At 42.5% G+C, this 17,861-nt stretch carries 17 protein-coding genes; 14 read left to right on the forward strand and 3 right to left on the reverse strand.

All coding sequences use genetic code 11. The features are described from left to right. Positions 1-91 precede the first annotated feature (91 nt). Positions 92-934 carry a 4-(cytidine 5'-diphospho)-2-C-methyl-D-erythritol kinase gene (ispE, locus tag DEF30_RS10310; protein WP_294099001.1) on the forward strand — a complete coding sequence of 281 codons (843 nt, stop codon included), beginning with the start codon at positions 92-94 and terminating at the stop codon, positions 932-934. 63 nt (positions 935-997) lie between these two features. On the opposite strand, the gene DEF30_RS10315 is transcribed toward ispE, so the two are convergent. Further along, on the reverse strand, positions 998-2,149 hold the full coding sequence (locus DEF30_RS10315; protein ID WP_294099004.1) for a glycosyltransferase: 1,152 nt from the start codon (positions 2,147-2,149) through the stop codon (positions 998-1,000). A gap of 210 nt (positions 2,150-2,359) precedes the next feature. Between DEF30_RS10315 and DEF30_RS10320 the strand changes: the two genes are divergently transcribed. The 3 genes from DEF30_RS10320 (at position 2,360) to rho (ending at position 6,367) form a co-directional block, all read left to right on the forward strand. Further along, entirely contained in the window at positions 2,360-2,794 is a 435-nt protein-coding gene (locus DEF30_RS10320) for a DUF1934 domain-containing protein (protein WP_294099007.1), read from the forward strand. Between the two features lie 206 nt (positions 2,795-3,000). After that, entirely contained in the window at positions 3,001-4,605 is a 1,605-nt protein-coding gene (locus tag DEF30_RS10325) for a CTP synthase (RefSeq protein ID WP_294099009.1), read from the forward strand. 304 nt (positions 4,606-4,909) lie between these two features. Beyond that, positions 4,910-6,367, forward strand: a complete 1,458-nt coding sequence (rho, locus tag DEF30_RS10330) for a transcription termination factor Rho (RefSeq protein WP_294099012.1) — start codon at positions 4,910-4,912, stop codon at positions 6,365-6,367. A 76-nt stretch (positions 6,368-6,443) separates the two neighbouring features. Here rho and DEF30_RS10335 read toward each other — a convergent pair whose 3' ends face one another. Next, complete coding sequence (locus DEF30_RS10335) at positions 6,444-7,112, reverse strand: Crp/Fnr family transcriptional regulator (RefSeq protein WP_294099015.1); 669 nt, start codon at positions 7,110-7,112, stop codon at positions 6,444-6,446. A 292-nt stretch (positions 7,113-7,404) separates the two neighbouring features. On the opposite strand from DEF30_RS10335, the gene hcp reads away from it, so the two are divergent. Both hcp and DEF30_RS10345 read left to right on the forward strand, forming a co-directional pair. Beyond that, positions 7,405-9,039, forward strand: a complete 1,635-nt coding sequence (hcp, locus tag DEF30_RS10340; RefSeq protein ID WP_294099018.1) for a hydroxylamine reductase — start codon at positions 7,405-7,407, stop codon at positions 9,037-9,039. A gap of 111 nt (positions 9,040-9,150) precedes the next feature. After that, the gene (locus DEF30_RS10345; protein ID WP_294099021.1) at positions 9,151-11,049 is read left to right on the forward strand and encodes an ABC-F family ATP-binding cassette domain-containing protein; all 1,899 of its coding nucleotides are present in this window, start codon (positions 9,151-9,153) and stop codon (positions 11,047-11,049) included. Positions 11,050-11,144: 95 nt separating this feature from the next. Here the strand turns inward: DEF30_RS10345 and rpmE are convergent, their stop codons facing one another. Then, a complete protein-coding gene (rpmE, locus tag DEF30_RS10350; RefSeq protein WP_031573325.1) occupies positions 11,145-11,360 on the reverse strand; it encodes a 50S ribosomal protein L31 in 216 nt (71 codons plus the stop codon). Between the two features lie 137 nt (positions 11,361-11,497). On the opposite strand from rpmE, the gene DEF30_RS10355 reads away from it, so the two are divergent. Genes DEF30_RS10355 through upp form a run of 8 tightly spaced genes read left to right on the forward strand, consistent with a single transcriptional unit; the run spans position 11,498 to position 17,635 of the window. Next, positions 11,498-12,106, forward strand: a complete 609-nt coding sequence (locus tag DEF30_RS10355; RefSeq protein ID WP_294099027.1) for a thymidine kinase — start codon at positions 11,498-11,500, stop codon at positions 12,104-12,106. Between the two features lie 17 nt (positions 12,107-12,123). After that, positions 12,124-13,041: a DUF1385 domain-containing protein gene (locus DEF30_RS10360; RefSeq protein ID WP_294099030.1), complete on the forward strand. Its 918-nt coding sequence runs from the start codon at positions 12,124-12,126 to the stop codon at positions 13,039-13,041. Further along, positions 13,025-13,876 (forward strand): peptide chain release factor N(5)-glutamine methyltransferase, encoded by an 852-nt coding sequence (gene prmC, locus DEF30_RS10365; RefSeq protein ID WP_294099031.1) that lies wholly within the window; start codon positions 13,025-13,027, stop codon positions 13,874-13,876. Before DEF30_RS10360 ends, prmC begins: the two co-directional genes overlap by 17 nt. 48 nt (positions 13,877-13,924) lie before the next feature. Beyond that, entirely contained in the window at positions 13,925-15,007 is a 1,083-nt protein-coding gene (gene prfA / locus DEF30_RS10370; protein WP_294099058.1) for a peptide chain release factor 1, read from the forward strand. A 42-nt stretch (positions 15,008-15,049) separates the two neighbouring features. Then, the gene (locus DEF30_RS10375) at positions 15,050-16,099 is read left to right on the forward strand and encodes an L-threonylcarbamoyladenylate synthase (RefSeq protein WP_294099034.1); all 1,050 of its coding nucleotides are present in this window, start codon (positions 15,050-15,052) and stop codon (positions 16,097-16,099) included. Positions 16,100-16,102: 3 nt separating this feature from the next. Beyond that, a complete protein-coding gene (locus DEF30_RS10380) occupies positions 16,103-16,534 on the forward strand; it encodes a hypothetical protein (protein WP_294099037.1) in 432 nt (143 codons plus the stop codon). Positions 16,535-16,538: 4 nt separating this feature from the next. Beyond that, entirely contained in the window at positions 16,539-17,006 is a 468-nt protein-coding gene (rpiB, locus tag DEF30_RS10385; RefSeq protein ID WP_294099040.1) for a ribose 5-phosphate isomerase B, read from the forward strand. Continuing rightward, positions 17,006-17,635 carry a uracil phosphoribosyltransferase gene (gene upp / locus DEF30_RS10390; protein ID WP_074910509.1) on the forward strand — a complete coding sequence of 210 codons (630 nt, stop codon included), beginning with the start codon at positions 17,006-17,008 and terminating at the stop codon, positions 17,633-17,635. The genes rpiB and upp overlap by 1 nt, the downstream gene beginning before the upstream one ends. The last annotated feature ends 226 nt before the right edge of the window (positions 17,636-17,861 follow it).

Below are 17,861 nucleotides of genomic sequence, written 5' to 3' on the forward strand. Positions count from 1 at the left end.
AAGGTGCTGGCGTATGCTGGCGCTTCTTTTTTTGCATATTTTCAAAGAATTTGCCATAATAGAGTCTATATTGGAAAAGTAGGTGTATTAGTTGATTTTAAAAGCGTATGCGAAAATTAATCTGTCATTGGATATTGTGGGGAAAAGGGATGATGGGTATCATCTTCTGAAGATGATCATGCAAAGTGTGGAACTTCATGATGAGGTGATTCTTACGGAAAGAAAGTCAGGGATTTCGCTTTCCTGTGATAAGTCTTATGTACCTGTGGATGAAAGAAACATTGCGTATAAAGCCGCAAAACTCATTATGGAAGTAACTGGGCTGAGGTCAGGAATTCATATTCATATCAATAAGAACATTCCTGTAGCGGCTGGACTTGCTGGAGGAAGCACAGATGCTGCTGCTGTGCTTAAAGGAATGAATGCGATGTTTTCCTTGGGGCTCTCGCATGAAGAGCTCAAAGCTTTAGGGTTGAAACTGGGTGCTGATGTGCCTTACTGCCTTGAAGGTGGCACTGCTTTATGTGAAGGGGTGGGTGAACGGATTACTAAACTCAAATCCTTCGGTGGTCATGTGGTTGTTTTGGTGAAACCTCCCTTTGGGGTATCAACAAAAGATGCTTATGGAGCATTTAATCTGGAGAAGATCAAAAGACATGTGGAAACGGAAAAGCTTATAGATTCTCTTGCGAAAGATGACTTGAATGGTGTGCACTATTATTCTAGGAATCTTCTGGAGAATGTAGTCATACAATCTTACCCTGTAATTAAGAGCATCAAGCAGAGAGTAGTGAAAACTGGGGCGAAAGTCACGCTGATGAGTGGCAGCGGTCCGACGGTTTATGGGATTTATGAGAATAAAGAGACAGCTGTTCGTGCTTTGGATGAGCTGAGAAAGAATGGAAATGAAGTGATTCTGACAGAGACAATATGAGGGCTTCTTGTGAGAGGCGAAGTAAAAGAGTAGGAAAGTGCTTTCCTACTCTTTAATAGTATACTATAAATCAATCCGTTTTGTGTCATACTGCAGCGACTTCTCTTCAATAAGATCTTTGCATAGTTCGAAAATGTGCTGCGCTGCATGGGGTTTTGCGTTGTTTTTTGATTTTTCTTTCATAGAATGGAGGAATACATCATCATCGAGCAGGTTCTCGATGAGAGGACCGCAGTGCTCTCCGGTACCAAGATCCACAGCCAAGCCGTGCCTGATAAGATAATCAGCATTCTGAACTTCGTGGCCTGGTATCGCGGAGTATATGGCCAGCGGTGTTCCTGTGATAAAACTTTCTGTAATGGTCAGACCACCGGGTTTGGTGATGAGAAGATCTGTGATGCTGAGGATATCATTCATCTCTTCGCAGTATTCAAGAGGGGTGAGGCAGTGGTCGCATCGGGTTTGCAGTTCGGACATCTTCTCATAGAGCTTCTCATTTTTTCCTGTGAGAACGATGATCTGATAGGGTTTCTTCATCTGAAGGATTTCGTTGAGGATTTCTTCGATGTTTCCGATACCTAAACTTCCGCCCATGATTGTGATGATCTTCTTGTCCTGACTGAGGTTGTATTTTGAAAGAATACTCTCTCTGTCACTGATATTCAAGAATTTTTCGGAGATGGGGATTCCGTATGGATATATCTGATTTTTATCCCGTCCACGCAATGCAAGCTCCTCAATCATATCCTCATTGGAAACAATATAAGCATCCACATTTCTGTGAACCCAGAAAGCGTGAGAAGCGTAATCTGTCATCACAACAAGGGATGGTTTATGCCATTGAAACTTCTTCCTCAATATTGATAGAATCTGGGCCGTGAATGCATGGGTTGCAATCAGAATATCTGGCTCAAAATCAACGATGGTAGGGTATAGCTTATTTGTAAGATAATCATTCCCTAAGGTGGAGGATTTTGTAAAGCGGCCCTCTTCGTCTGAATGTTTATATAAGAACTTGAAAAAAGAGGGATAATACCGAATGCTCTTCAGGTAAGTTCCCACAACAAGTTTATCTAGAAACGGGCTGATGTATTTAATTGTATCAATGATTTGAACCTCTGACTGGGGTTCGTTTTTCATAATGGATTCTTTGATTGCTTCTGCGGCTTTGGCGTGGCCTCCGCCGGTGGAAACAGAAAGAATTAAAGCTCTCATGGTACACCTCATCCAATGGTATCTGATCTTCTGGGCAGTAATTGATTTGGATAGTTTATTTTACCACATCATCTTTGATTTTGAATATTAACAACTTATGTGGTAACAATTCTATTTTAGTTTATAATATAAATATTAATGTCATGTTAAAAACAGGGTGTTGATTCTTAAAAAAACCTTATACTGTAGAAGTGACTTGGGGGTGATATCGTGAAGAGAGTGAAGATTGAAGTGAAGAACAGCAGAGTCAATGAGGATCCCATAGAGGTTGTCTACTGGGGATACCGCGAAATGACCGAAGGTGTGGATAGGTTATCCTATGATGAAAGTGCGCTCACGGGCATGGAAGGGGTTCATACTCAGATTGAAGTGAGTGGTGAAGAGATCACGCTGGTGCGAACTGGAAACATTCAGGCGACCATGGTGTTCAGAGAGAACCACAGAGACAGGTTTGTGTACAAAATGGAAGTTGGTTCCATGTCCATGGTTTTGGAGACGGATAAAGTGAGTATATGGAGAGAAGATAGGCAGATGCGGATTTATATTCGGTATAAGCTCGAAATTGCCGGGGATCCTTTTGAACAGAATGAAATGACGATTCATGTGATTGAAAAGATCGGTCAGGATCATTCGAATCCCTCTTAATATGAAAGATGTGCGGATGTTGGAAATGTTTTAGGTGATAAAAAAAATAAATACAAAAATAATGGTAGCATGGGAAAGAAAACTATGCTATCATTATTTTTATATTTATTGTACATAAAGACACAAAAAGCCTATGTTATCAATAAGGGGGTAATTCTTATTATACCAAAGGTGGAATTGTTGTCAATATCTTTGGAGGTATTTTTATGAAAAAGACCAAATTTATTTTTGTCACTGGCGGTGTGGTTTCATCTCTGGGAAAAGGGATTACTGCGGCATCCTTGGGGCGTCTGCTGAAAAACAGAGGGCTGAAGGTTACCCTTCAGAAGTTTGATCCGTATCTGAATGTGGATCCTGGCACCATGAGTCCTTATCAGCATGGAGAAGTATTTGTGACAGAAGATGGGGCTGAGACTGATTTAGATCTGGGACATTATGAGAGATTTATTGATGAGAACCTTTCCCAAAACAGCAATGTCACTACGGGGCGGATTTATCACAGTGTTATTTCTAAAGAACGTCGCGGCGATTACCTTGGGGGAACGGTGCAAGTGATTCCTCATATCACATCGGAAATCAAAGAGAAGATCAAGGATGCTGCCTGTGAAGATGTGGATGTTGTGATTACTGAGATTGGCGGGACTGTTGGAGATATCGAGTCCCTTCCATTTCTGGAAGCAATCAGACAGATGAAATATGATGCTGGTGCAAGCAATGTGCTCTTCATTCATGTGACTCTGGTGCCGTTTCTAGGAAAAGCTGGGGAACTCAAAACAAAACCTACACAGCACAGCGTGAAGGAACTCCGAGGCATCGGTATTCAGCCGGATCTTATTGTGTGCCGCTCTGAGAAGAAGATATCCTCTGAACTCAAAAGAAAGATTGGTCTTTTCTGCAATGTGGAAGAAGAAGCGGTCATTGAGAACCTGGATGCGGATACATTGTATGAAGTTCCGCTGCTGCTCTATAAAGAAGGATTGGATGCCATTGTTTGTAAAAAGCTGAACCTTTCCTGCGGTGAACCTGATAATACAGAATGGGAAAAAATGGTGGAAAAAATCAAGAAACCTAAAAAGCGCGTAACCATTGGATTAGTGGGCAAATATGTGGAGCTCCATGATGCCTATCTTTCAGTGGTGGAAGCTCTGTCCCATGGCGGGCTTGTTCACGATGCAGAGGTGCGAGTGAAGTGGATCAGCGCCATGGAAGTCAGAAGAGACCGGGCTAAAGAGATTTTTGAAGATGTCGATGGCATACTCGTTCCTGGAGGCTTTGGAGAAAGAGGTGTTGAAGGAAAGATTGAAGCCATTTCTTATGCAAGAGAAAACAACATACCATTTTTTGGGATATGTCTTGGGATGCAAGCTGCTGTAGTGGAGTTTGCGAGAAATGTCCTTGGATATGAAGGGGCTCACAGTACCGAGTTTGTTCCGGATGGCAAATACCCTGTGATAGATCTCATGGAAGAGCAGAAAAATATTCATGGACTGGGTGGGACCATGAGACTTGGTAAGTATGAAGCAAAAGTTGAGAGATCTTCTAAAGCTTTTGAGGCCTATGGAGAGGAAAACATTTCTGAAAGACATAGACATCGGTTTGAGTTCAATAATTTCTTCATGGACGAATTCGAGAAAGCAGGCATGAAATTCAGTGGCAGAAACCCTCAGAAGAACTTGGTGGAGATTGTTGAGATTCCACAGTTAGACTGGTTTGTCGCGGTTCAATACCATCCTGAACTGAAGAGCAGACCCAATCGCCCTCACCCGCTGTTTGCTTCATTTGTTGAACATGCACTGAACCATACCCGGTAACTTCAAAAATAACTGAAATCAAAACAGCATTCGTATGGGTGCTGTTTTTTCATTGGCAAACATCTGGTATAATGAGATGTATCGTGATATATTCCCATCTTTTAAGAAAAGGGGATGTCTTGGTTATGTTCGCTCAATATCTTTATGAATGGTCTTATAAGTTCTGTGCTTATTCTAGTGAGTTTCCTGATTAAACATTCAGACCGATCAAACAGCTTCTATAAATGACACATTTCTATCTTCGCATAGATTTTATAACAATTTGCACAATCATAGAAACAGAATAAAAAAGGAGGGCATGCCGATGACTGTTACTGAAACAGACAGGTTCCAGGAGCTGAAACTGACAGAGCTTCGTGAGCTTGCAAAAGATGCTCAAATAAAGAGTTTTCAGAAGTACAGAAAGAATGAGCTGATTGCTTTACTGGAAGAGCATTATGCGCAAAAAAACGAGAAGAAACAAGAGAATGAACCGGAAGAGTTAGCGAAAGAACATCCTGTGCAGACGCCAGCGCCAGAGGATCTTTCGGAAGATCCTGAGGATGATAATGATCAAGAAGCGATTCCCCAAAAGAATGCAGCGCCAAGGGAAGTGCACCGGTCAGAGGGTGGACGCAGAGTGAAATACAGCAATGAATATGATGTCCGTGGTGTTATAGAAATACTGGAAACAAATAATTTCGGCTTTTTAAGAGGGACAAATTATCTGTCCAGTACAGATGATGTTTATGTTTCACCGCCACAGATCCGGAGATTTGATTTAAGAACGGGCGATGAAGTTATAGGGTATGCCAGGTATCCAAGAGAAGGTGAAAAATTCGCGGGGCTTACATACATCGAGAAAATCAATGGGGAGAATCCTGAGAAATCCGTTGGAAGACCTTATTTTGAAAAACTGACACCCATTTATCCTGAAGAGCGGATTCATTTGGAAGCACCTGGAGAGAACGATATTTCAATGAGGATCATAGATCTCATGGCGCCCATGGGGAAAGGTCAGCGAGGACTTGTTGTTGCACCGCCAAAGGCCGGGAAAACAACGATACTGAAAAAAATCGCGCAAAATGTTGCGAAAAATCATCCATCTATAAAAATCATTGTTTTGCTTATAGATGAACGGCCTGAAGAAGTGACGGACATGCAAAGAAGCATCGATGGGGAAGTGATTTATTCCACGTTTGATGAAGAACCGGAGCATCATACAAAAGTCGCGAGAATGGTTCTGGAGCGTGCCAAAAGAATGGTGGAGCAGAAGCAGGATGTGGTGATTCTTATGGATTCCATCACAAGACTGGCCAGAGCATACAATTTGACCGTGACACCTTCAGGAAGAACGCTATCGGGAGGACTGGACCCTGCATCTCTTATCATGCCGAAGAAGTTTTTTGGTGCAGCCCGTAACATGGAGGAAGGTGGAAGTCTTACCATTCTTGCTACCGCATTGGTAGAAACTGGATCCAGAATGGATGATATGATTTTCGAAGAATTTAAAGGTACAGGAAATATGGAGGTTCATCTGGATAGAAGGCTGCAGGAGAGAAGAGTATTCCCGGCTATAGATATCTATAAGTCTGGAACAAGAAAAGAAAAGGCGCTTCTCTCTCAGGATGAATACGAAATGTCTATGAATATCAGAAGACAAATGAACTCCATTTCAGCACAGGACAGAGTCACTGAAGATTTGATCAGAATGATGAGTCAGTCTGGAACAAATGAAGAGTTTATCGAAGCACTTAAAATCAATCAGGTTTTCAGTAAGTAAAAAAAACAGCATCCGATGCATGCTATGTATCGGATGCTGTTTTTTTGATTGATTAAGAAAAATTCAAGCTCAGAACCTACAACAGAAACTCATCCTCTAAGAGTATGGTCACATGGGTGCCTTCAATCTTAATAAGACCATCTTTTTCCATATTGGACAACTCTCTGGAGACAGAGGGGCGGGCGACTTTTATGATTTCGCTGATTTCGGTTTTTTTGTGTCTCATTTTGTAGTGGGTGCTTCCGGCAAGCTCCATCTCCTTAGCAAGATAGATCATCAATCTTGAGCGTACATCATTATGTGCCAGTATTTTTATTTTATTTTTCAATACAAAGATATGAGTAGACAGGAATGTAAGGTAATTGAAATTGAATGTCCTACTGGATTCAAGCATATGTCTCATTTCTTTGAAGGGAATGAACAAGACCTTGCTCTTTGATGTGGTTACCAATGTGAAGGGATATTTTGCCTGCTTCGTAAATAGAAGTGGTGCACCAAAACATTCACCGTGTCGGAAGATATTGATTGTAAGGGCATCACCGCTTCTTCCATACTGCTGAATGGTGAGAGTTCCTTCAAGAACGAAACCTATGGTGTCACAATAGTCCCCTTCTTGAACCACCAGACTGTCCTTCTCGAAGACTTCTTCTCTACAGCTTTCGAAGCTCAATATTCTATGTAGTTCTTCTTCATCTATATTGTTAAAAAGTGCGTTTTTCAGCAGACTCTGTATGGATTCTTTCATATCGATACCTCTTTTCATTCTTCTGGACTCTAATAGTATAGCTTGAAATCTAAGGAAATGGAATAATCCAGAGTGAAACACTCGGATGGGTTTTCTGGAACTTCTGTTCATTTTATGCTGCAATACTTTTTTGTCTTTTCTCTAAATGTGTAACAGGTGTTACAGTTTTTGTTCGGCTGTTCTATTATAATCGATGACGTAGAGATAAGAAGTCCATACTTGTTCCGAAAGGTCAGTATCATTCGGAACCTATGGTCTTACATATAATATGCGAGAGCTAGGAGGAACTAAAATGTCAAATATGTTCTGTTATCAGTGTCAGGAAGCATCCCGTGGTACAGGCTGCGAAATCATCGGTGTTTGTGGAAAAAGCCCTGAAGTGGCGAATCTTCAAGATCTTCTGATCTATACCATTAAAGGAGTTTCTCAGGTCGTTATGTCGGGAGGTATTGAAGCTTCAACACTGACAAAAGTCAATCATGAGGTGATCAATTCGCTTTTCATGACCATCACTAATGCGAACTTTGATGAGGATGCCATTGAGGCGCAAATCAGAAAGATGATTGCCTATAGGGATGAACTGAAGTCTTCATTAAAACTGGACGTAAAATCCGATGCGATAAACTTTGAAGTGACAAACCGTGCTTCCATGCTGAAAAAAGCAGCTTTGGTAGGTGTTCTTTCTACGAGAGATGAAGATGTCAGATCCCTTAGAGAGCTGATTATCTATGGCCTAAAAGGTATGGCGGCTTATGCCCATCATGCGCTGAATATCGGGAAAGAGAATCATGAGATTTACAGCTTCGTCTATGAGGCTTTGGCAGCAACTATGGACAACAATCTAGGGGCAGATGAGCTGGTTGCGCTGACACTAAAAACTGGTGAGCTGGGTGTAAAGGCTATGGCTCTTCTTGATAATGCGAATACGTCCATGTTTGGTAATCCAGAAGTTACAGAGGTGAATATCGGTGTCCGTAACAGACCTGCAATTCTGATTTCAGGACATGATCTTACAGATCTGAAGCAGCTCCTGGAGCAGACAAAAGGTACTGGTGTGGATGTTTATACACACAGTGAAATGCTGCCAGCCCACTATTACCCTGAGTTCAAAAAATATGACAACTTTGTGGGAAACTACGGAAATGCATGGTGGAAACAGGTCGAAGAGTTCGAATCCTTCAACGGACCAATTCTCTTCACTACCAACTGTATTGTTCCCCCAAGAAATGAGAATTTGAGGAATCGTATCTTTACAACAGGTGCATCTGGATACCCAGGATGTGGTCATATCGAAGCGGATTCAGATGGAGTGAAAGATTTTTCTGAGATTATAGAGCTTGCTAAGACATTGAAAGCACCAACAGAGATTGAAACAGGTAAGATTGTGGGGGGGTTTGCCCATGCACAGGTAGTGGCACTGGCAGACAAGGTAGTGGATGCAGTAAAGAGCGGTGCGATCCGTAAATTTGTTGTCATGGCAGGTTGCGATGGCAGAATGAATCAAAGAAATTATTACACGGAGTTTGCGGAAAAATTGCCACAGGATGCAGTAATTCTAACTGCTGGATGCGCAAAATACAGATACAATAAACTTCCCCTAGGAGATATCGGAGGGATTCCTAGAGTGCTTGATGCAGGACAATGTAATGACTCCTATTCTCTAGTTGTCATTGCAATGAAGCTCAAGGAAATCTTTGGACTAGAAAGCCTCAATGACCTTCCCATCGCCTACAACATCGCCTGGTACGAGCAGAAAGCGGTCATTGTACTGCTCGCCCTCTTATACCTTGGTGTTAAAAATATTCACCTTGGACCCACATTGCCTGCATTCCTTTCTCCAAACGTTGCCAATGTGCTGGTTGAAAAATTTGGCATCGCCACCATCGGAGAAGTGGATGAAGACATTGAGCTCTTCATGGCAAACTAATTTAGTGGTATAATAAAACACCTGAAGATTCATATCATGAGTCTTTCAGGTGTTTTCTAGTTGCTTAATCTTGAGAACGGCTGATCGTTTGTTCACTAAGGAGAAATTATTTTGAATATCATTACCGCAGAAAATATATCGAAAAATTATGGAATGAAAAAGCTTTTTGAATCCGTCACATTGACGCTGACGGATACAGATAAGATTGGGATCATCGGGGTCAACGGGACTGGCAAATCGACTCTTCTGAAAGTGCTTGCAGGTGTGATTTCACCAGATACCGGATTTGTCCAGAGAGTATCCAAGGCTTCTTTATCCTATCTTTCCCAGGAACCGCCGATCATAGAAGACTATTCTGTGCTTCAGCAGGTGTTTCATGGAGACGCGCCAGTACTGAAGGTTCTTCAAGCCTATGAGGAAGGAATCCTTGCTTTGGAGCAAGATCCACAAAATGAAGACCTTCAGGAGAAGATGCTGAAACTTTCCAATGACATGGAGACTTCGAATGCATGGTCACTTGAAGCGGAAGCAAAAATGATTCTAACAAAACTTGGCATAACAGATTTTCATAAAAAAATGAATGAGCTTTCAGGCGGACAGAAGAAACGGGTAGCCATGGCCACGGCGCTTATTACCCCCTCTGATCTGCTGATCCTGGATGAACCGACGAACCACATAGACAATGCATCTGTTTCATGGCTCGAAGAGTATCTGAAAAATAGAAGGGGAGCTCTGCTTATGGTAACACATGACCGTTATTTCTTGGAACGTGTGGCAAACAGGATCCTGGAAATAGACCGAGGCATGGTCTTCAGTTACCCTGTCAATTATTCCAAATATCTGGAAATGAAATCAGAACGGGAGGACATTCTAGAAGCGTCAGAAAGGAAAAGACAGAAGCTATTAGTGAAGGAACTGGCATGGATCAGGCGTGGTGCAAAAGCCCGGACCACAAAGCAGAAAGCCCGTATTGACCGATTTGAAGAGCTTTCATCCAAGGAGGTCCTCCTAAAAGAGGATGCTCTTGAGATCAAAGCGGTATCATCGAGACTTGGCAAGAAAATCATTTCCATCGAAGGTGTTTCAATGGTTTATGGAGATAAATCGCTTCTGAAAGACTTTTCCTATATGGTGGCTAGGGATGACAGAATCGGGATAGTGGGAGAGAACGGCATCGGCAAGTCCACATTTCTTAAAATCCTTGTAGGAAAGATCTCGCCAGACGCGGGGATTGTGGATGTGGGGGATACAGTAAAGATTGCATATCTTTCCCAGGAGTATACCATTCCAGATGAAAAGATGAGAGCCATCGAGTATATTAAGGAAGCTGCTGAAGTTATCGAAACATCTGAGGGTACAGTGAGTGCCAGTGAAATGATGGAAACATTTCTTTTCACGGGGGAAGAACAATGGACACCGATTACGCTTCTTTCAGGTGGTGAAAAGAGAAGACTGATGCTTCTTCGGATGCTCATGGAAAAACCCAATGTGATCCTTCTGGATGAGCCGACCAATGATCTGGATATCAAAACGCTGAGTGTTCTGGAAGATTATCTGGAGACTTTTCCTGGGGCGGTCATCACAGTGTCCCATGACCGTTACTTCCTGGATCGGGTGGCTGAGAAGATTTTTTCCTTTGATGGAGAAGGAGAAGTTTCAATCTACTTTGGAAATTACACAGAGTTTGAAGAAAAAAGAAAGAGTGAATCAGAGCTTGTGCCTGTAGAGGAAAAAAGTTCCCAGGATGTCCAGAAAGAAAAGCCCAAAGAGAAGGTTAAAACAAAGTTCAGTTACAAAGAACAGAAAGAGTTTGCTGAGATCGATGGTAAGATCGAATCTTTAGAAAAGGAACTTGTTTCTGTGGAGGAGCTGATGAGTCTTCACGCAGCTGATTTCGAAAAGCTTTCCCCTCTACTTGAAAAGAAAGCCCAAATAGAGGACGCTCTAGATGTAGCTATGGAGAGATGGACTTATCTGAACGAGCTGGCAGAAGAGCTTGGGTTGCTCTAATATAGCAATAAAACAGGAAATCAGCAGCTCTGACTTCCTGTTTTTCTTTAAAATAAAAAAGGCCGATAAAATCGGGCCTTTCATAAATGAAGATTCTATTCTTCTGTGGATGTGATGTTGAACTTCTTCTTGAAACGATCTACTCTTCCGCCAACATCTACAATCTTCTGCTTACCTGTGAAGAATGGATGGCACTGAGAACATATTTCAACCTTAAGCTCATCCTTTACTGAACCAGTAACGAATGTGTTTCCACATGCACACTTAACAACAGCTTCATTGTTGTACTTTGGATGTATGCCTTCTTTCATTTATTTCACCTCAATTTCATCATTTTTTAACTATTCAATTCTAACACTTAGAATTCTCTGAGTCAACAATATTATGGATAATGGATACCTAAAATGATATAATGGATTGGGTATGAAGGAGTACAGGGGGAAGATGAATGAGTAAATTATATTTTCGTTATGGTGCAATGAATTCAGGGAAATCCACGAACCTCATGCAAGTGGCATATAATTATGAAGAAAGAGGGATGAAAGTAAAGATATTCAAACCTCAAGTGGATACAAAAGGCGGAAACAGACTTGTTTCAAGGCTTGGTGTGGTGAGAGAAGCTGATTTCAGCGTAAGAACATCTGATGATCTTTATGAGGTCACTGAGAAGTGGATTCAGAATGAAGGAAAAATTCACTGCATTCTTGTGGATGAGGTGCAGTTTTTAAAAGCAGAACAGATCGACCAGCTCTTGAAAGTGGCCATTGTGCTTAAAGTTCCTGTCATCTGCTACGGTCTGAGAACTGATTTTCTTATGAATGGTTTTGAAGGCAGTGCAAGGCTCCTTCTATTGGCCCATAGCATCGAAGAGCTGAAAACCATCTGCACCTGTGGAAAGAAAGCGCTGCTTAATGGCAGGAAAATCAATGGAGAGTTTATTTTTGAAGGTGCTCAAGTAGCCATCGATTTGGAAGGTGATGTGGAGTACCAGTCTCTCTGCGCAGACTGCTACTTTAAGTACCGAAAAAAGGCAGAGGAAAAGAAGAAGAATTTATAGAAAGATAAGGTGAAGGAATGAGAAATACAACAGTAGGCGGCCAGGCGGTGATCGAGGGCGTTATGATGCGTGGGCTGAAAGGAATAGCCACAGCAGTAAGAAATCCTGAAGGGGAGATTGTAGTGCACCATGATGACACGAAACCCCTGTCCCAAAAGAGCGCTTTTTTCAGATGGCCCCTCGTCCGTGGCGCTGTGGCTCTGGTGGACTCCATGAGGATTGGTATCAAGAGTCTGAACTGGTCCGCGTCCATATTTGGAGAGGAAGAGGAGCCTACAAAATTCGAGGTTTTTCTGAAAGATAAGTTCGGTGAAAAGGGAGAGAAGATCATAGAGACACTGACGCTCATTTTTAGTCTGGGGCTTAGCGTTCTTCTGTTTTTTGTACTGCCAACACTGATTACGGGCCTTCTGAGAAGATATGATTTTCCTACCATCGTGCTGAACATCACAGAAGCAGTGCTTCGGCTCAGTATCTTTATAGGATACCTATATGGCATCAGCAAACTCAAAGATATCTACCGTGTATTCCAGTATCATGGCGCGGAGCATAAAGCCATCATCTGTTATGAGAATGAAATGGATCTGACGGTGGAGAATGTGAGAAGCTGTACAAGGTACCACGAACGATGCGGCACCAACTTTATGTTTCTTGTTATGGCGGTGAGTATTGTTGTGTTCAGTTTTACTGGATGGACACATCCTGTCATAAGAGTTGTTACAAGAATACTGCTGCTGCCTCTCATATCCGGAATTACCTACGAGATCTTAAGGTGGCTTGGCAAAACCAAAGGTCCCCTTCAAACCGCTATTGCCTATCCTGGTATGATGCTGCAAAGACTGACAACAAAAGAACCTCTTGATGAAATGCTTGAGGTTTCTATAAGAGCGCTGAAAGAGGCGGAAGGGCTGATGGAAATTGAACAGCATTCGTGAGGCATTGAGAAAAGGCACGGCTAGAATGAGAGAAGCTTCCGGGACACCAGCCTTAGATGCGCGTGTGCTCCTTAAGCATGTCCTTAAAAAAGATGATACTTATCTTCTCGTTCATGGGGATGAAAGTCTTTCAAAGGAAGAGCAGGATCTTTATGAGCTCTTTTTGCAAAAACGGGAACAGGGGATGCCTGTCGCCTATATCACGGGCAGCAAGGAATTTATGGGGATGGAGTTCAGGGTGAATGAACATACTCTTATTCCAAGACCGGATACGGAAGTTGCTGTGACAGAAGCCTTGGAAGCGATCAGAAGCCATGGATACAGAAAGGTTTTAGATCTTTGCTGTGGTTCGGGAGCCATTGGTCTTTCCATTGCTGCTTCTTTTGAATTTACAAATGTAACGCTTTCTGATATAAATAAAGAGGCCTTGGATGTGGCAAATGAGAATGCAGTCCGGTTAGGACTTGAAGAGAGAGTCCTGATTGTGTATTCTGACTTATTCTCCAGCATAGAAGATTCCTATGATCTTATTGTAAGCAATCCTCCTTATATCAGCGGTGAGGATATGAAAAAGCTGGAAAAGACCGTTCGCGACTATGAGCCGCATTTAGCCTTGTATGGTGGAGATAGCGGACTGGATTTTTATAGATCCATCACACAACAGGCCCCAAGATATCTTCGAGAAAACGGAATGCTGATTTTTGAAATCGGTTATGATCAGAGCAGTGAGGTGGAGAAGATGATGAAAGAATATGGATTTAAAAATGTTCATACTGTAAAAGACTTTTCCGGGCTTTCCAGAGTAGTATCTGGCCTGCTGATTCCGGAGACTTAGCTTTCCTGATGTTATTTTTAGGAGAAGTGCAAATGAAAAGGAGTAAAAATAATGTTAGACAGATTAAGTTTTGTAGAAGGTAAATATGAAGAGCTGACCATGAGAATCAGTGATCCCAATGTGATTGCCGATCATGAAAGATGGCAGAAACTGGTAAAAGAGCATTCCGATCTTGAGAGTATCGTCATGAAGTACCGTGAATTCAAGGGACTTCAGGAGGAACTTGATGCCAATATGGAGATGCTTCAGGTGGAAGACGATCAGGACATGCGTGAAATGATCAATGAAGATGTGAGAAATATCAAAGTGAAACTGGAAGAGATTGAGTCTGAACTTCAGATTATGCTGCTGCCAAAGGATCCCAATGACGACAAAAACGTTTTTGTTGAAATCAGAGGTGGAGCAGGCGGAGATGAAGCGGCTCTGTTTGCTTATAATCTCTTTAGAATGTACTCCAGATATGCAGAAAGCAAAAGATGGAAAGTTGAGATCATGAGCCTTAATGAAACAGATATCGGTGGTTTCAAGGAAGTTGTTTTCATGGTGAAAGGACAGGGCGTTTATTCACTGATGAAATACGAGTCTGGCGTTCATAGAGTTCAGAGAGTGCCAGATACAGAAAGTTCAGGCAGAATACACACATCCACAGCAACGGTAGCGGTGCTTCCTGAAGTGGATGAAGTTGACGTGGAAATCAACATGAATGACATCCGTGTGGATGTGTACCGCTCATCAGGTAACGGCGGACAGTCTGTAAATACCACAGACTCTGCTGTCAGAATCACGCATATGCCTTCTGGGCTTGTGGTGGCTGTCCAGGATGAAAAATCCCAGCTGAAGAACAAAGAAAAAGCCCTTAAGATACTTCGTTCCAGATTATATGAGATTGCAGAACAGGAGAGAAATAAGGGTATTGCTGATGAAAGAAAATCCCAAGTAGGGACAGGAGACCGCTCTGAAAGAATCAGGACCTACAATTATCCGCAGGGTAGAGTAACAGATCATAGAATCAACCTGACACTCTATAAACTGGATGCTTTTCTTGACGGAGATCTGGATGAGATGCTTGATTCCCTGATTCGGTTTGACCAGGCTGAAAAACTCAAAGCCATGGGTAATAGAAATAGCTAATGAGGGGGGACAGTAGTACTGTCCCCATTTTTAGGAGTAAAAATGGATACAAAGAAGGTAAATTTAAGAAAAGGACTGGAAGAAGATGTGTTTCGGGCTGCAGGTGAAGTTCTTCGAAGTGGCGGTACTGTGGCATTCCCGACGGAAACAGTATATGGCCTGGGGGCAGATGCACTGAATCCTTCCGCTGTGAAAAAAATATTTGAAGCAAAGGGAAGACCTCAGGATAATCCTCTTATCATTCATGTGGCGGATCGGGAGATTTCTCCATATGCAAAGGAGATTCCGCTAAAGGCTCAAGAGATGATGAATGCATTCTGGCCTGGTCCCTTAACCATCATTCTCAAGAAAACGGATATCGTGCCTCTGGAGACCAGTGCAGGACTGGACAGTGTCGGCATCAGGATGCCCTCTAATGAAGTTGCCAGAGCTCTTATCAAAGCTCTCGGACATCCCATTGCAGCACCCTCTGCCAATATCTCAGGCCGTCCTAGTCCCACAAATTTTGAAAGATGCGTGGAAGATCTTGATGGTAAAGTGGATATGATCATAGGAGATGGAAGTTCCATTGTTGGACTGGAATCCACCATCGTAGATTACAGTGTCTCTCCGCCAAGACTTCTTAGACCAGGGTACATCACGTATGAGGATCTTCTTAGAATTGATCAAGAAGTAGTCTATGAGGAAGCGAAAACCAGAGTGGAAGAGGAGGAAGCGCCTAAAGCACCGGGGATGAAATACCGGCATTATGCCCCCAAAGCGCCGATGACGATTTTCCGTGGGGAAACAGCAATGGTGGAGAATGAAATTCTCAGGCAGATTGATGAAATGTTAAAAAACGGGAAAACTGTGGGAGTTTTTGCTCCCATAGAGAGAAAGTCAGTGTATAATGGAAAAAACATTACTTTTGTATCTATGGGTACCCAAAGTGACCTGGGAGAAGTGGCAAGGAACCTTTTTGAAGGACTTCGGAGGTTCGACGATGCACAGGTGGATGTGATATTATCGGAAGGGTTTCAGGAAGTCGGTGTGTCCAGAGCCATCATGAACCGGCTGAAGAAAGCTGCATCATTCCATATAATTGAGGTGTAAGAAATGAATGTACTGTTTGTCTGTACAGGGAACACGTGCAGAAGTCCCATGGCAGAAGTCATCTTTAATGAAACATATAAAAGAGCCAAAGCTGTATCCCGGGGGCTTTTTGTTCATCGGGGCAGTACTTTGTCCTATGAGGCAAAGAATGTTCTTGAAAGAGAGTACGGGTTCGTCATTGAACGCGATGCGGAAGAGCTGAGAGATTTTGATATATCTGAAGCGGATTATATTGTAACGATGACAGAAGCCCAGAAGAGGGAGATTAAACGGCGTTATGGCGGTGATAGAGTCTTCACTCTTAAAGAGCTTGCAGGAGAGTCTGGTGACGTCATTGATCCCTATGGGATGAGTGAGCGGCATTATGTGGAAACATTTAGTGAAATTCGAAGGCTGATACAGAATATTCCGGATTTTGAAAAATACAGGAGGTAAGTAGATGAAAATTGCGTTAGGATCAGACCATGGTGGATTCGGACTAAAGAATCTGATCAAGGAGCACTTAGAAAATAAGGGGATTGAGGTGACAGATTTTGGGACCTATTCCAGGGAATCCTGTGATTACCCTGACATCTCCCAGAAAGTTGGACACGCTGTGGTGGACAAAAGCCATGAGTATGGTATTCTTATTTGTGGTACTGGCATAGGAATCGGTATTGCAGCGAATAAAATCAAAGGAGTTCGCGCTGCACTGGTACATGACACATTCAGTGCCCATGCGACAAGGGAGCATAATAATGCCAATATCCTAACCATGGGAGAGCGCGTTATTGGACCGGGCCTCGCACTGGATATTGTTGATATCTTCCTGGGAACCGAGTTTGAGGGAGGAAGACATCAGCAGAGAATCGACAAAATTACTAAGCTGGAAGAACAATACACCATATCTGAGGAGGAAAACATTTAATGAGTAAAGTAACAGAAATCAATCATCCTTTAATCCTGCACAAACTGGCAATCATCCGCGATAAAAACACAGGATCCAAAGAGTTCCGTGAAGTGGTGGAAGAAATCTCAACTCTCATGGCTTATGAGGTAACCAGGGATTTGCCGATGGAAGATGTGGATATTGAAACACCGGTAGCAATAGCTCACTGCAAAACCATCACTGGAAAGAAGCTTGCCATTGTTCCAATTTTAAGAGCCGGTATCGGTATGGTGGATGGTATGCTGAAACTTGTGCCTGCCGCAAAAGTTGGGCATATTGGGCTGTACCGTGATGAAAGCACTCTTCAGCCTGTTGAATACTTCTGCAAGCTGCCTAAGGACATCGAAGAGCGTGATGTGATCGTGGTGGATCCAATGCTCGCAACTGGTGGATCTGCTGTGGACGCAATTCATATGTTGAAGAAACGAGGAGCCAAGAGCATCAAGTTCGTAGGCCTTGTGGCTGCACCAGAAGGAATCAAAGTTCTTTCAGAAAAGCATCCTGATGTGGATATTTTCATTGCTTCCATTGATGAGAAGCTCAATGAGAACGGATATATCGTTCCTGGTTTAGGTGATGCTGGAGACAGACTTTTTGGCACAAAATAATGAGGATACTCTCTGAGATTTCAGAGAGTATTTTTTTCTTCAAACCAATTGAGCAACATAGGTTATGGTGCTTGAAAACCTTGGAAATGGCTCTGGAGAAGAAATTTTTTGATTTTATTTTTCAAAAAACCCTTGAAATATCGTCTTCCAGGCTATATACTAATCTTTGTCAGTTCAGTTACTGGCAGCTGAAAGGAATCGGTTAGGGAGGAGTACCCAAGTGGCC

The organism is Proteiniclasticum sp., assembly GCF_003514505.1.
Classification (GTDB): domain Bacteria; phylum Bacillota; class Clostridia; order Clostridiales; family Clostridiaceae; genus Proteiniclasticum.

What these genes read in the sequence shown, in the direction of transcription:
- DEF30_RS10315 (WP_294099004.1), bottom strand. Translation starts at nt 2,149, where the DNA reads ATGAGAGCTTTAATTCTTTCTGTTTCCACCGGCGGAGGCCACGCCAAA.
- DEF30_RS10325 (WP_294099009.1), top strand. Translation starts at nt 3,001, where the DNA reads ATGAAAAAGACCAAATTTATTTTTGTCACTGGCGGTGTGGTTTCATCT.
- rho (WP_294099012.1), top strand. Translation starts at nt 4,910, where the DNA reads ATGACTGTTACTGAAACAGACAGGTTCCAGGAGCTGAAACTGACAGAG.
- DEF30_RS10335 (WP_294099015.1), bottom strand. Translation starts at nt 7,112, where the DNA reads ATGAAAGAATCCATACAGAGTCTGCTGAAAAACGCACTTTTTAACAAT.
- hcp (WP_294099018.1), top strand. Translation starts at nt 7,405, where the DNA reads ATGTCAAATATGTTCTGTTATCAGTGTCAGGAAGCATCCCGTGGTACA.
- rpmE (WP_031573325.1), bottom strand. Translation starts at nt 11,360, where the DNA reads ATGAAAGAAGGCATACATCCAAAGTACAACAATGAAGCTGTTGTTAAG.
- DEF30_RS10355 (WP_294099027.1), top strand. Translation starts at nt 11,498, where the DNA reads ATGAGTAAATTATATTTTCGTTATGGTGCAATGAATTCAGGGAAATCC.
- DEF30_RS10360 (WP_294099030.1), top strand. Translation starts at nt 12,124, where the DNA reads ATGAGAAATACAACAGTAGGCGGCCAGGCGGTGATCGAGGGCGTTATG.
- DEF30_RS10375 (WP_294099034.1), top strand. Translation starts at nt 15,050, where the DNA reads ATGGATACAAAGAAGGTAAATTTAAGAAAAGGACTGGAAGAAGATGTG.
- DEF30_RS10380 (WP_294099037.1), top strand. Translation starts at nt 16,103, where the DNA reads ATGAATGTACTGTTTGTCTGTACAGGGAACACGTGCAGAAGTCCCATG.
- rpiB (WP_294099040.1), top strand. Translation starts at nt 16,539, where the DNA reads ATGAAAATTGCGTTAGGATCAGACCATGGTGGATTCGGACTAAAGAAT.
- upp (WP_074910509.1), top strand. Translation starts at nt 17,006, where the DNA reads ATGAGTAAAGTAACAGAAATCAATCATCCTTTAATCCTGCACAAACTG.